This is a genomic window from Acidimicrobiia bacterium, assembly GCA_040881685.1.
Classification (GTDB): domain Bacteria; phylum Actinomycetota; class Acidimicrobiia; order IMCC26256; family PALSA-555; genus SHVJ01.
This window is the reverse complement of record JBBECS010000048.1, coordinates 1-12,714: the sequence shown is the minus strand read 5'-3', so window position 1 is coordinate 12,714 and position 12,714 is coordinate 1. Positions and strand designations below refer to the sequence as shown.

General features: G+C 66.8%; 22 protein-coding genes and 1 pseudogene. All 23 read right to left on the bottom strand.

The genetic code is table 11. The annotated features are described in order from the left end of the window. Positions 1–61 precede the first annotated feature (61 nt). Complete coding sequence (locus WEE69_12470) at positions 62–733, bottom strand: adenylate kinase (GenBank protein ID MEX1146109.1); 672 nt, start codon at positions 731–733, stop codon at positions 62–64. A gap of 7 nt (positions 734–740) precedes the next feature. After that, on the bottom strand, positions 741–2,060 hold the full coding sequence (secY, locus tag WEE69_12465; GenBank protein ID MEX1146108.1) for a preprotein translocase subunit SecY: 1,320 nt from the start codon (positions 2,058–2,060) through the stop codon (positions 741–743). Between the two features lie 38 nt (positions 2,061–2,098). Next, entirely contained in the window at positions 2,099–2,593 is a 495-nt protein-coding gene (gene rplO, locus WEE69_12460; GenBank protein ID MEX1146107.1) for a 50S ribosomal protein L15, read from the bottom strand. Positions 2,594–2,595: 2 nt separating this feature from the next. Next, positions 2,596–2,778 (bottom strand): 50S ribosomal protein L30, encoded by a 183-nt coding sequence (gene rpmD, locus WEE69_12455; GenBank protein MEX1146106.1) that lies wholly within the window; start codon positions 2,776–2,778, stop codon positions 2,596–2,598. An 89-nt stretch (positions 2,779–2,867) separates the two neighbouring features. Then, complete coding sequence (gene rpsE / locus WEE69_12450; GenBank protein MEX1146105.1) at positions 2,868–3,416, bottom strand: 30S ribosomal protein S5; 549 nt, start codon at positions 3,414–3,416, stop codon at positions 2,868–2,870. Between the two features lie 104 nt (positions 3,417–3,520). Continuing rightward, a complete protein-coding gene (gene rplR / locus WEE69_12445; GenBank protein MEX1146104.1) occupies positions 3,521–3,874 on the bottom strand; it encodes a 50S ribosomal protein L18 in 354 nt (117 codons plus the stop codon). 14 nt (positions 3,875–3,888) lie between these two features. Continuing rightward, on the bottom strand, positions 3,889–4,428 hold the full coding sequence (gene rplF / locus WEE69_12440; GenBank protein MEX1146103.1) for a 50S ribosomal protein L6: 540 nt from the start codon (positions 4,426–4,428) through the stop codon (positions 3,889–3,891). Positions 4,429–4,439: 11 nt separating this feature from the next. Continuing rightward, positions 4,440–4,844, bottom strand: coding sequence for a 30S ribosomal protein S8 (gene rpsH / locus WEE69_12435; protein ID MEX1146102.1), 405 nt, complete (start codon positions 4,842–4,844; stop codon positions 4,440–4,442). Between the two features lie 13 nt (positions 4,845–4,857). Next, a complete protein-coding gene (locus tag WEE69_12430) occupies positions 4,858–5,043 on the bottom strand; it encodes a type Z 30S ribosomal protein S14 (protein ID MEX1146101.1) in 186 nt (61 codons plus the stop codon). Between the two features lie 3 nt (positions 5,044–5,046). After that, entirely contained in the window at positions 5,047–5,628 is a 582-nt protein-coding gene (gene rplE, locus WEE69_12425; GenBank protein MEX1146100.1) for a 50S ribosomal protein L5, read from the bottom strand. 61 nt (positions 5,629–5,689) lie between these two features. Next, complete coding sequence (gene rplX / locus WEE69_12420; protein ID MEX1146099.1) at positions 5,690–6,013, bottom strand: 50S ribosomal protein L24; 324 nt, start codon at positions 6,011–6,013, stop codon at positions 5,690–5,692. Position 6,014: 1 nt separating this feature from the next. Continuing rightward, complete coding sequence (gene rplN / locus WEE69_12415) at positions 6,015–6,383, bottom strand: 50S ribosomal protein L14 (protein MEX1146098.1); 369 nt, start codon at positions 6,381–6,383, stop codon at positions 6,015–6,017. A 4-nt stretch (positions 6,384–6,387) separates the two neighbouring features. Beyond that, entirely contained in the window at positions 6,388–6,657 is a 270-nt protein-coding gene (gene rpsQ / locus WEE69_12410; GenBank protein ID MEX1146097.1) for a 30S ribosomal protein S17, read from the bottom strand. Positions 6,658–6,718: 61 nt separating this feature from the next. After that, on the bottom strand, positions 6,719–6,946 hold the full coding sequence (gene rpmC, locus WEE69_12405) for a 50S ribosomal protein L29 (protein ID MEX1146096.1): 228 nt from the start codon (positions 6,944–6,946) through the stop codon (positions 6,719–6,721). Beyond that, positions 6,946–7,362 (bottom strand): 50S ribosomal protein L16, encoded by a 417-nt coding sequence (rplP, locus tag WEE69_12400; GenBank protein MEX1146095.1) that lies wholly within the window; start codon positions 7,360–7,362, stop codon positions 6,946–6,948. Before rplP ends, rpmC begins: the two co-directional genes overlap by 1 nt. Positions 7,363–7,452: 90 nt before the next feature. After that, positions 7,453–8,385 (bottom strand): 30S ribosomal protein S3, encoded by a 933-nt coding sequence (rpsC, locus tag WEE69_12395; protein ID MEX1146094.1) that lies wholly within the window; start codon positions 8,383–8,385, stop codon positions 7,453–7,455. Then, complete coding sequence (gene rplV, locus WEE69_12390; protein MEX1146093.1) at positions 8,385–9,017, bottom strand: 50S ribosomal protein L22; 633 nt, start codon at positions 9,015–9,017, stop codon at positions 8,385–8,387. Before rplV ends, rpsC begins: the two co-directional genes overlap by 1 nt. Further along, entirely contained in the window at positions 9,010–9,297 is a 288-nt protein-coding gene (gene rpsS, locus WEE69_12385) for a 30S ribosomal protein S19 (protein MEX1146092.1), read from the bottom strand. Before rpsS ends, rplV begins: the two co-directional genes overlap by 8 nt. Positions 9,298–9,303: 6 nt before the next feature. Further along, positions 9,304–10,140 (bottom strand): 50S ribosomal protein L2, encoded by an 837-nt coding sequence (gene rplB, locus WEE69_12380; protein MEX1146091.1) that lies wholly within the window; start codon positions 10,138–10,140, stop codon positions 9,304–9,306. 6 nt (positions 10,141–10,146) lie between these two features. Further along, the gene (gene rplW, locus WEE69_12375) at positions 10,147–10,440 is read right to left on the bottom strand and encodes a 50S ribosomal protein L23 (protein ID MEX1146090.1); all 294 of its coding nucleotides are present in this window, start codon (positions 10,438–10,440) and stop codon (positions 10,147–10,149) included. Continuing rightward, positions 10,437–11,180 carry a 50S ribosomal protein L4 gene (gene rplD / locus WEE69_12370; protein MEX1146089.1) on the bottom strand — a complete coding sequence of 248 codons (744 nt, stop codon included), beginning with the start codon at positions 11,178–11,180 and terminating at the stop codon, positions 10,437–10,439. The genes rplW and rplD overlap by 4 nt, the downstream gene beginning before the upstream one ends. A 149-nt stretch (positions 11,181–11,329) precedes the next feature. Continuing rightward, positions 11,330–11,965, bottom strand: a pseudogene (gene rplC, locus WEE69_12365) (50S ribosomal protein L3). A 363-nt stretch (positions 11,966–12,328) separates the two neighbouring features. Continuing rightward, the gene (gene rpsJ, locus WEE69_12360) at positions 12,329–12,655 is read right to left on the bottom strand and encodes a 30S ribosomal protein S10 (GenBank protein ID MEX1146088.1); all 327 of its coding nucleotides are present in this window, start codon (positions 12,653–12,655) and stop codon (positions 12,329–12,331) included. Positions 12,656–12,714 lie beyond the last annotated feature (59 nt).

Below are 12,714 nucleotides of genomic sequence, written 5' to 3'. Positions count from 1 at the left end.
CCTCTCCACTTCGGCGACCGGCTCGCTGCGCCGCAGGGTACCTGCGGCGCGGTCGCTCGCCTCACCGGGAGTCCCCCATGCGGAGCTCGACGGTGGCCACCAGCGACTCAAACACGTCGTCGCTGTCGCCGGTGCCGTCCACGTGGGCCAGGAGACCGCGCCGCCGGTAGAACTGGATGAGCGGCAGGGTCTGGAGCTCCCAGAGCTCGAGGCGCCGCATCACCGCGTCCTCGGTGTCATCGTCACGCTGGACGACGTCGCCGCCGCACACGTCACAGATCCAGCCCTCCTTCGGCGGACTGTCCACGTGGTAGTTCGTCTGGCATTGCACGCACACGCGCCGACCGGCGATGCGGTGGAGCACGATCTCCGTCGGGACGTCGAGGTCGATCACGACGTCGAGCGGGCTGTCGGCGGTGACGCGCTCGAGCTCTTCGGCTTGCGGAACGGTGCGCGGGAAGCCGTCCAGCACGAAGCCCTTCTTCACCGCCGACGACCGATCCAGCACCTCCTCGACCACACCGATCACCGTCTCGTCGGGGACGAGCTCACCGCGGTCCATGTACGACTGCGCCTCGAGACCGAGCGGCGTGCCCTCGGTGATGGCCGCGCGGAACAAGTCGCCGGTTGCGAGGTGCAACACGCCGTAGTGCTCGGCGAGCTGGGAAGCCTGGGTGCCCTTGCCGGCACCCTGCTTTCCCAACAGCACAAGATGTGGGCCGCGGTTCGTCATCAGAGACCTAGGTGAGGAAGCCCTCGTAGTTGCGCATCATCAGCTGGCTATCGATCTGCTTCATCGTCTCGAGGGCCACGCCCACGGTGATGAGCAGCGCGGTGCCGCCGAATGGGAACTGCTCGATGTCCCACAGCGCGAACACAAGGAGCGGTGCGATGGCGATCACCGCGAGGAAGAGAGAGCCGGGCAACGTGATGCGGTTCAACGTCTTCGCCAGGTACTTCTCGGTGGGTGGGCCGGGGCGGATGCCGGGGATGAAGCCACCCTGCTTGCGGATGATGTCGGCCTGTTGGGCAGGGTTGAACGCGATGGCCGTGTAGAAGTAGGCGAAGAAGATGATGAGCAGTGTATAGAAGCCGATGTAGAACCAACCCTGGTTGTTGACCAGGTTCTTGTTGATGAAGTCTTGGACGTCGAGCCCGAATCCGCTGCTGGGTAGGACGCTCGCGATCAGCGCGGGGAACGACAAGATCGAGCTGGCGAAGATCACCGGGATCACGCCCGACTGGTTCACCTTCAACGGGATGTACGTGCTCTGCCCGCCGTACATGCGACGGCCGACCACCCGTTTGGCGAACTGCACGGGGATTCGGCGTTGCCCCGACTCCACGAACACGATGGCCACGATCATGGCGATGCCGATGGCGAGCACGACGAAGAACTGGAGCTCGCTTCCCTCGCTGTAGACGGCACCACCCTGTGCGGGCAACGACGACACCACCGACGCGAAGATCAGGATCGACATCCCGTTGCCGACGCCGCGCTGGGTGATGAGCTCGCCGAGCCACATCACGAGCGCGGTACCGGCCGTCCACGTCATGACGATGAGCGCGGCGCGGCCGGCGGAGAAGTCGGGGATGAAGTCGATGTTGTCGGGCAAGCCCGCGCTCAGCCCGATCAGGCCACCCTTTCCCTCGTGAAGCGCGAACACGAAGCCCGTGGACTGCATGAGCGCGAGCGCGACGGTGAGGTATCGCGTCCACTGTGTGATCTTCTTCTGGCCGGTCTGGCCTTCCTGCTGCCACTGCTCGAGCTTCGGGATGACCACGCCGAGCAGCTGCATGATGATCGACGCCGTGATGTACGGCATGATCCCGAGGAAGAACACCGCGACGTTCGTGATCGCGCCGCCGGAGAAGAGGTCGAGGAAACCGACCACACCGCTGTTCTTCGCACCCTCTTGAAGATCCTTGATCGCGTTGAAGTCCACGTACGGCACGGGAATGTGCGCGCCCAAGCGATACACGCCGACGATCAGCAGCGTGAAAAGGATCTTGGTCCGGAGGTCCGGAACCCGGAACATGTTCCGGAGGCGGGAGAGCATTGGTGCCAGGCCTGCCTTTCGCCAGCGGCTCGGTCAGCCTAACGGTTGGTCAGTGCGTTGTTGCCGCCGGCCGCAGGCCGTCGGTCGCCCCACGGCGCCGGAATGACCTCGGTCGTTCCGCCGGCACCCTCGATCGCGCGCTTCGCGCTCGCGGAGAATGCGTGCGCCTTGACGGTGAGTCCCTTGGTGACCTGACCGCCGCCGAGCACCTTCACGAGACCCTGTTTCGCGACGAGTCCCTTCGCGCGGAGCGCGTCGGGATCGACGACCGTGGTCGCGTCGAAGAGCTCGAGCGTGTCGAGGTTGACGACGGCGTACTCGACCCGGAACGGGTTGCGGAAGCCCCGCGCCTTGGGTGTGCGACGGTGCAGCGGCGTCTGCCCACCTTCGAAGCCCGGCTTGATGTTGGAGCGCGCGCCTTGGCCCTTCATGCCCCGACCCGCGGTCTTCCCGCCCTTGCCACCGATGCCGCGCCCGACGCGCCGGCGCGGCGTCTTCGAGCCCTTCGGCGGTTTCAGATCGTGCAGCTTGATGGTCATGCCTCTTCCACTTTCACGAGGTGCGGCACCCGACCCACCATGCCGCGGATCTCGGGCCGGTCCGGGAGCTCAACAGTCTGGTTGATGCGGCGCAGGCCGAGGGCACGCAGGGTGCCCCGCTGCTTCGGCTTGGTGCCGATGGCGGAGCGGATCTGGGTGATCTTGAGGGTTCCAGCCATCTACTTTCCCGCTCTCGGCGCTGCGCGCCGGGCCGCTCGGGCCCCGGCTCGGGCGCCGCAGGGTGCCTGCGGCGCAATTCCTCGCCTCATCACGCGACCTCCGTGACCTCAGGCTTGGGCGAGTTGCGCTCGCGATACGCACGCAACATGCCGGCGGTGGACACTTCTTCGGCCGACTTGCCTCGCAGCGCCGCGACCTCCTCTGGTCGCCGGAGCGAGCGCAACCCTTCGATCGTCGCGCGCGACACGTTGATCGCGTTCGACGATCCGAGCGACTTCGCCAGCACGTCATGCACTCCTGCGGCCTCGAGGATGGCGCGTGCCGCACCACCGGCGATCACACCGGTTCCGGGCGCAGCCGGCTTGAGCAGCACCCGCGCTGCGTCGTGCTCGCCGATGATCTGGTGCGTGATCGTGGAGCCAGCGAGCGGCACGCTGAAGATGTTCTTGCGGCCCTCTTCCATCCCCTTCTGGATAGCGGCCGGAACTTCCTTCGCCTTGCCGTACCCGAGGCCGACGTTTCCTTCACCGTCACCCACGACAACGAGCGCGGTGAACGAGAACCGCCGGCCGCCCTTGACCACCTTGGCGACGCGGTTGATCGCGATTACACGCTCTTCGTACTGACCTTCGGGCACTAGCTCACATCTCCCGCTCTCGGCGCGCAGCGCCGGGCCGCTCGGGCCTTAGCTCGGGCGCCGCAGGGTACCTGCGGCGCATTTCCTCGCTTTTCGCCTCGCATCTAGAACTCCAGTCCTGCTTCGCGGGCGCCGTCGGCGACTGCCGCGACACGTCCGTGGTACCGATAGCCGCCACGGTCGAATACCACTGTCGAGATCCCAGCCGCCTTCGCGCGCTCCCCAACTCGCTTGCCGACGCTCTTTGCTGCGTCCACGTTGGCGGTCACGCCACCTCGCGCGTCCTTCTCCATCGTGGAGGCGGATGCGATCGTGCGTCCGCTCGCGTCGTCGATCACCTGCGCATAGACGTGCCGCGCCGAGCGAAACACTGACAGGCGCGGGCGCGCGGCAGTGCCTCGCACGTGCTTGCGCACACGGCGGTGCCTGCGGTTGCGGCTCGCGACCTTCTGGAGCATGACCTTCCCGTTCCCTACTTGGCCGACTTGCCGGCCTTGCGCAGCACGCGCTCATCGGCGTAGCGGATGCCCTTGCCCTTGTAGGGCTCGGGCTTGCGGATCTTGCGGATGTTGGCGGCGACCTGGCCCACGAGCTGCTTGTCGCACCCGCGCACTGTGATGCGCGTGGGCTGGGGCACCTCGAACGTGACGCCGTCGGGGGCTTCGAACTGCACCGAGTGCGAGAAGCCGAGCTGGAGCTCCAACTTTGACGGCCCTTGCGCGGTGGCTCGGTAGCCCACTCCGACGATCTCGAGCTCGCGCACGAAGCCCTCCGACACGCCGGTGACCATGTTGGCCACGAGGGATCGGGTCAGACCGTGCAGCGCGCGGTTCCCGCGCTCGTCGTCGGGTCGGGTGACCACGAGGTCGTCGCCCTCGCGTGCGACAGCGATCGCGCCCGGTGCTTCGTGCTCGAGCTCGCCCTTCGGGCCCTTCACGCGCACGCGCGCGCCCTCGACCACGACCTCGACCCCGGAGGGGATCGGAATTGGCTCTTGGCCGACACGGGACATGGGTTCTGCTCCTACCAGACGTGACAGAGGATCTCGCCGCCGAGCTTGCGCTGACGCGCTTCACGGTCGGTCACGAGACCCTGATTGGTGGAAAGGATGGCGATCCCCATGCCGCCGAGCACGCGCGGCACATCGGTTGCCTTCGTGTACACGCGGAGGCCGGGCTTCGAGACGCGACGCAGCCCGGAGATCGTGCGCTTGCGGTCCTGGGTGTACTTCATCACGATGCGCAGCTTCTGGCCCGGGCGCCCCGGGTCGTCTTCCAATGCGAAGTCGGTGATGTAGCCCTCGCGAGCGAGGATCTTCGCCAGCGCCTCCTTGAGCTTCGACGCCGGCATCACGACGTCATCGTGGAAGGCCACGTTGGCGTTGCGGATGCGCGTGAGCATGTCGGCCACGGGGTCGGTCATCGTCACGAGCTGACCCCCCTCACCACGAAGCCTTCGTCACGCCGGGGATCTCGCCGGCATGCGCCATCTCACGGAAGCAGATCCGACACAGCGCGAACTTCTTGTACACCGAGCGCGCCCGGCCACACCGACGGCATCGCGTGTACGCGCGCACCTTGAACTTCGGCTTGCGCTGCTGCTTCTGGATCAATGCCTTCTTCGCCATCGGCTAGCTCTCCTCGCCGGTGTCACGGCGGAACGGGAACCCGAGAGCGCGCAACAGGGCGCGCCCTTGGTCGTCGGTGGTCGCGGTGGTGACGATCGTGATGTCCATGCCACGCACCGTGTCGATCTTGTCGTAATCGATCTCCGGGAAGATCAGCTGCTCGGTCACACCGAACGTGTAGTTGCCGCGGCCGTCGAAAGACTTGGTGTTCATTCCGCGGAAGTCGCGGATGCGGGGGATCGCGAGGCTCACGAGCCGGTCGAAGAACTCCCACATCCGGTCGCCGCGCAATGTGACCTTGGCGCCGATCGCGTTGCCCTCGCGGAGCTTGAACCCCGCGATCGACTTCTTCGCCTTGGTCACGAGTGGCTTCTGACCGGTGATGACGCTCAGGTCGGCGACCGCGCCGTCCAGCAGCGAAGCCTGTTGTGTGGCCAGGCCGACACCGCAGTTCAAGACGATCTTCTCGAGGCGCGGCACCTCCATGACGTTCTCGAGCGCGAGCTCGCGCTGAAGCGTGGCGCGGATCTCGTCGTCGTACTTGGCCTTCAGGCGCGGCTTCTCGCGCGTGGTGGTGCCGGCCATCATCACCTCGATTCGCTCTCTGCCAGCATTTCTGGGGATACCCCGCCCGCGGCCGTTGCGCTCATATGTCCTTCCCGCACTTCTTGCAGATGCGGACCTTGTCGCCGCCTTCGACGCGGTAGCCGACGCGGCTGCGTCCGCACCCAGGGCAGACGATGGCGACGTTCGCGATCGGGATCGCCATGTCCTTGTCGATGATGCCGCCCTGCGACGTGGCCTTCGTGGCGCGCTGGTGACGCTTCGCCATGTTCACGCCGTCGACGATCACCATGCGCCGCTCGGGGATCACGCGGGTGATCTCGCCTTCCTTGCCGAGGTCTTTGCCGGAGAGGACCACCACGCGATCGCCCTTGCGGAGCTTGAGCTTGGGAGCGGTGTTGCTCATCTCAGAGCACCTCCGGGGCGAGGGACACGATGCGCATGAACCGGCGGTCGCGCAGCTCGCGACCGACCGGGCCGAAGATGCGCGTACCGCGCGGTTGCATCTGGTCGTTGATCAGCACGGCCGCGTTCTCGTCGAAGCGGATGTAGCTCCCGTCGGGACGACGCCGCTCCTTCTTCGTGCGCACGACCACGCACTTGACGACTTCGCCCTTCTTGACCGGTGCACCCGGGACGGCGTCCTTCACCGTCGCGACGAAGATGTCGCCGATGCCCGCGTAGCGACGCCGAGTGCCGCCGAGGACCTTGATGCACAAGACCTCGCGTGCGCCGGAATTGTCGGCGACTTTGAGTCGTGACTCCTGCTGGATCATGGCTTTAGCGGGCTCTCTCCAGGACTTCGATGACGCGCCAGCGCTTGAGCTTCGAGAGCGGGCGCGTCTCGGTGATGCGGACTCGATCGCCCTCGCGGGCGTCGTTGGTGTCGTCTTGGGCGTAGAACTTGCGCGTGCGTTGGAGGGTCTTGCCGTAGCGGCGATGGCGGACGCGGTCAGTGACCGCGACGACGACGGTCTTGTCCATCTTCGCGGACACGACCGTGCCCTCCCGCAGCTTTCTGCGGTTCGGACGTGCTTCAGTCTCCTTCATTGGTCGCCTCCGCTCCGCCCTACCGGCCGTCCGGCCAGGGCTCCGCTCGTCTCCGTGGCCATCAGCGGCCCTCGACCATCTCTGACTCGGCTGCGTCGATCTCCCGCTCGCGGAGGAGCGTCTCGCAGCGCGCGATGTCCTTCTTGATCCACCCGATCCGGGAGTTGTTGTCCAGCTGCCCGGTCGCGTTCTGGAAGCGCAGGTTGAACAGCTCTTCCTTGGACGTGCGCAGGCGCGTCACGAGCTCGCCGTCGCTCAGGTCGCGCAGCTCCTTGATCGGCGCGGTCATCACGCCTCCTCGGTGCGCACGACGAAGCGCGTCTTGATCGGGAGCTTGTGCATCGCGAGGCGCATGGCCTCACGAGCGGTCGTCTCGCTCACACCGGAGAGCTCGAACATCACGCGCCCCGGCTTGACCACCGCAACCCAGTGCTCTGGGTTGCCCTTGCCCGATCCCATGCGGGTCTCGGCCGGCTTCTGGGTGACCGGCTTGTCGGGGAAGACCGTGATCCACACCTTGCCGCCGCGCTTGATGTGGCGGGTCATCGCGATTCGGGCGGCTTCGATCTGGCGGTTCGTGATCCAGCCCGGCTCGAGCGCCTGGATGCCGAAGTCGCCGAAATGCACGCGCGTGCCACCCTTGGCTTGGCCCTTGCGGCGTCCCCGCTGCACCTTGCGGTGCTTCATCTTCTTCGGCATCAACACGATTGCTGCGCTCCCACTCCGCTACTTCCGCTGCGCTCCATCCGCTCCGTTCGCTCCGCAGCCGTAGGAAAGATCGTCATGGTCGGCACCTCAGTCCTCTGAGTCGCCGCCGTGGAACTTCGGCGTCTCGTGTTGCTGGCGGGTCCGGCGCTCGATCTCTTCCTCTTCCGCGAGGAGACGCTCGAGCTCGGGGTCGGCCTCCTTGACCAGCGGCGTGGCCTCTTCGGGTGCTTCGTCGGTCGCGGTGTCGACCGAGACCTCGACCGTCTCTTCGCGACGACGGCGTCCGCCGCCTGCGCTGATGACGCGCCGGCGCGGCGTGGCTTCACCCGAGGTCTCGCCGACGGCCATGGCCGCCTCGCGAATGACTTTGTCTTCGGCCGCAGACTTGTAGGGCAGGATCTCGCCCTTGTAGATCCAGACCTTGACGCCGATCCGCCCGAACGTCGTGCGGGCTTCGGCCCCGCCGTAGTCGATGTCGGCACGCAACGTGTGCAGCGGCACCCGACCTTCGCGGTACCACTCCTTGCGCGACATCTCGGCGCCACCGAGGCGACCGCCGCACTGCACGCGAATGCCCTGGGCACCGGCCTTCATGGCCGTCTGCACGGCGCGCTTCATGGCCCGCCGGAACGAGACGCGGCCAGCGAGCTGATCGGCGACGCCCTGCGCGATGAGGGTGGCGTCGAGCTCGGGCTGCTTGATCTCCTGGATGTTGAAGTGGATCTTCGGGTTGCCGGTGATCTTCATGAGCCCGGCGCGCAACTTGTCGGCTTCAGACCCTCGACGACCGATGACGATGCCGGGACGCGCCGTGTAGACGTCGACTCGAAGTCGGTCGCGCGTGCGCTCGATCTCGACGCGGCTAACGGCCGCGTGCGGGAGCTGCTGGCGGAGGTAGTCGCGGATCTCCCAGTCCTCGATGAGGCTGTCGGTGTACTCCTTGTTCTCCGCGAACCACCGCGACTTCCAGTCGGTGGTGATCCCGAGCCGGAACCCGTAGGGGTTGACCTTCTGGCCCATCAGTCACCCTTCCTCGGCGCACGCTTCTTCGTGGTCTTCTTCGTCGCCTTCTTGGTGGTCTTCTTCGCCGACTTCTTGGCCGGCTCAGCCTTCTTGGCGGTCTTCTTGGCGGTCTTCTTGGCGGTCTTCTTGGCCGTCTTCCTCACGGGCGCGGCCTTCTTGGTGGGCGCGTCCTCGTCGTGATCGTGGTCATGGTCGTGATCGTGCTCTTCCGCCGCGGGCTTGGCTCGCCGGGTTGGACGTGGGCGGGCGGGGCCAGTGGCTGCCGCCCTCTGGTGGTTCTCGAGATCGTCGCCCTCGAAGCGGGACACGATGATCGTGATGTGGCTCGTTCGCTTGTTGATGCGCACACCCCGGCCTCGAGCGCGCGGACGCCAACGCTTGAGGATGGGCCCTTCGTCGGCGAACGCCCTCGCGACGAACAGCTCGTCCTCGGGCACGTGATCGTTGTGCTCGGCGTTGGCCACCGCCGAGTCGAGCAGCTTGCCGACGTCGCGCGCGACCGAGCGCTCGCACAGACGGAGCGTGTCGCGCGCGTTCGCGATGTCCTGCCCGGCGATCAGTCTGAGCACCGGGCGGATCTTCGTGGGCGAGGTCCGCAGATAGCGGAGGCGGGCGGCGGTCTCAGGCACGCTCTCGCCTCGCGGATCGCTCTTGCCCCGCGTGGATCCGGAACGTACGGGTGGGTGCGAACTCGCCCAACTTGTGGCCGACCATCGCCTCGCTGATGTAGATCGGCACATGCTTGCGGCCGTCGTGGACCGCGATCGTGTGACCCACCATCTCGGGCGTGACGGTGGAACGACGGGACCACGTCTTGATGACCTTCTTGTCGTTGGCCGAGTTCTGCTGCTCCACCTTCTTGGCGAGGTGGTCGTCGACGAACGGGCCCTTCTTCAGGCTGCGTGGCATCTCGCGCTACCTCCGACTTCCACGGCCGCGGCGGCGGCGCACGATCTGCTCACCGGACTTCTTCTTCTTGCTGCGGGTGCGGCCCTCGGGCTTGCCCCACGGCGACACCGGGTGACGACCACCGGACGCCTTGCCCTCGCCGCCCCCGAGCGGGTGGTCGACCGGGTTCATGGCGACGCCGCGCGTGTGCGGGCGCTTGCCCTTCCAGCGGTTGCGACCGGCCTTGCCGATCTTCACCAGCGACGCCTCGGCATTGCCAACCGCGCCGATCGTGCCGCGGCAGTCGATGGGGACGCGGCGCATCTCGGTGGACGGCAGGCGCAACGTGGCGAACTGCCCTTCCTTGGCGACGAGCTGGATCGCGGTGCCCGCGCCGCGCCCGAGCTTGCCGCCCGCGCCCGGCTTGAGCTCCACGTTGTGCACGATCGTTCCGACCGGGATATAACGCAACGCCATCGCGTTGCCCGGGCGGATCTCGGCGCCGTGACCGCTCTGGAGCATGTCGCCGACGGCAACCCCGGAGGGGGCGATGATGTAGCGCTTCTCGCCATCGAGGTAGTGCAGCAGCGCGATGCGCGCGTTGCGGTTCGGGTCGTACTCGATCGCCGCGACCTTGGCGGGCACGTCGTCCTTCTCGCGGCGGAAGTCCACCAAGCGGTAGCGCTGCTTGTGACCGCCGCCCTTGTGCCTCGCCGTCATGCGCCCGTACGCGTTGCGTCCACCGGTCTGCGGCTTCGGGCGCGTGAGCGACCGCTCCGGCTTGTCGCGCGTGATCTCGGCGAAGTCGGAGACGGTCTGGAACCGGCGGCCGGGACTGGTTGGCTTTCGCTTTCGGATTGGCATGGTCAGCTAGCTCCCGAAGATCTCGATCTTGTCGTCGCCCGCAAGCGTGACGACCGCGCGCTTCTGAGCGGCGCGGCTGCCGAACGAGCCGGTGCGACGATTGCGCTTGCGCTTCCCCTTGCGGTTCAGCGTGTTCACGTTCTTGACCTTGACGTTGAAGATGGCCTCGATGGCCTGCTTGATCTCAATCTTGTTGGCGTCGGGCGCGACGAGGAACGTGTAGACGCCGCTGTCGTACGCGGCGTACGACTTCTCCGACACGATCGGCTGGAGCACGATGTCGCGTGGGTCGCGGCTCACGTGCTCGCCTCCTCTCTTGCTTCGCTCGCTGCGGCCGGGGGTACCCCGTCCGCGGGCGCTCGCTCAGCTGCCGTCGGCAAGGACTTGGAGGCATTCGATCCCGAGAACTTCGCGATCGTCGTCTCGAGCGTCGTCTTGGAGAACACGACCCAATCGCTCAGGATGATGTCGTACGCGTTCAGCTCTTCGGGCACCACGATCTGCACGCGCGTGCCGAGGTTGCGGAACGAGAGCCAGGTGGCACGCTCCAGACGATCCAGGACGAGCAGCACTCGAGGCGCGCGTTCGTCCTTGGGCCGTAGCCCGAGCGCGGTGAGCAATGCGACGGCGTCCTTGGTGCGCGGCTCGTCGATGCCCCACGCGTCGATCACCTTCACCCGCCCGTCGGAGGCCCGGTCCGACAATGCCGACTGGAGGGCCAAGCGAACCATCTTCTTCGGCGTGCGCTGCGAGTAGTCACGCGGCTTGGGGCCGTGCGCGATGCCACCGCCGCGCCACTGCGGCGAGCGGATCGAACCGTGGCGCGCCCGACCGGTGCCCTTCTGGCGCCACGGCTTGGCGCCACCGCCAGCGACCTCGGCGCGGGTCTTCGTGCTGTGCGTGCCGGAGCGCTTGTGTGCGAGCTGCGCGGTGATGACCTGGTGCAGGACCGCGGTGTTCGGCTCAATGCCGAAGAGATCGTCTGGCGCGTCCACGGTGCCGGCCTTCGTGCCCTTCGGGGACGTGACGTCGAGCTTCATGACGCCACCTCCTCGACCTCGGGCTCCGGTTCGGGTGTCGGTTCCTCGTCGGCCTCGGCGTCTGCCACGACCTCGACGTCACCCTCGGCTTCCGGCGCGGGTGCTTCGTCGGGCGTGGGCTCCTCGGCGCGCGGTGTGAACGTGGCGGGGCCGCCCTTGACCGCGTTGCGCACGAACACCAGACAACCGGCCGGACCGGGCACGGATCCCTTGATGAGGAGCAGGCCGCGCTCGGCGTCGCCCTCGACAACTTCGAGGTTCAGCGTGGTGACTTTCTGTGAACCCATCTGTCCCGGCATGCGCATGCCCTTGAAGACGCGCGACGGCGTTGCGCACGCACCGATCGCGCCGGGCACGCGGTGCGCCTTGTGGTTGCCGTGGCTGGCGCCCTGGCCCTTGAAGTTGTGGCGTTTCATGACACCGGCGAAGCCCTTGCCCTTGCTGATGCCGGTGACGTCGACCCGCTCGCCGGCGCTGAACACGTCGGCAGCGATCACCTGACCCACTTGATACGGGGAGAGATCCTCGACCCGGACCTCAGCGAGCGTGCGAGCTGGCTCGGCGTTGGCCTTTTTCAAGTGGCCGAGCTCGGGCTTGTTCAGCCGGGCTTCCTTCGTCGCGCCGAACGCGAGCTGGACCGCCGCGTACCCGTCGCGCTCAGGGGTCTTGAGCTGCACGACGCGACAAGGCCCGGCCTGGATCACCGTCACCGGGATCACCCGGTTCTCCGCGTCCCAGACCTGGGTCATGCCCACCTTGCGGCCCAAGATCCCTTTGACTGCCATCTCGCTCGTTCTTCTCTTTCGTTCTTCCGTCCGAAACTTCTTGTGTCCACGCGAACGCTCCCCCGGCCCGAGGGACCGGCGGAGCGCCATCTCGGTTGTGCCGCACGGTTCTGCGTCGGGCGCAGCCTGCGCGGACGTAGGTTGACCAGACTTCCGGACTACGCATCGTCGGCCGGGCGAGGTGAGGCCCCACCGGACAGAGCCTGGAAATACTAGCGATTCAACGGTTCCGGGGCTAATGGGGTCGGGCGGAACGCGAGCAAGTGACGCAAAGGTCCCGTATTTGACCCTGAGCGTCACTTGCTCGTTGGGTCGGGGCTCGGGGGGGTGGGGTGGGGTGGGCGCGGACGCGGACGCCCGGCGTTACGTGGTTTGGATCTTGATCTCGATGTCGACGCCGGCGGGGAGGTCGAGGCGCTGGAGGGACTCGACGGTCTTGCCGGTGGGCTCGACGATGTCGAGGAGGCGCTTGTGGATACGCATCTCGAAGTGCTCGCGCGAGTCCTTGTCCACGTGCGGTGACCGCACCACGCAGAACCGGCGGATCTCCGTGGGAAGCGGCACCGGGCCGCGCACCTTTGCCTGCGTGCGCACGACCGTCTCGACGATCTTCTTCGTCGACTGGTCGATGATCTCGTGGTCGTAAGCCTTCAGGCGGATCCGGATCTTCTGGCCTTTCGAGTCCGCCATTCGACTACTTGTTGATCTTGGTGACGCGGCCGGCGCCGACGGTGCGGCCACCCTCACGG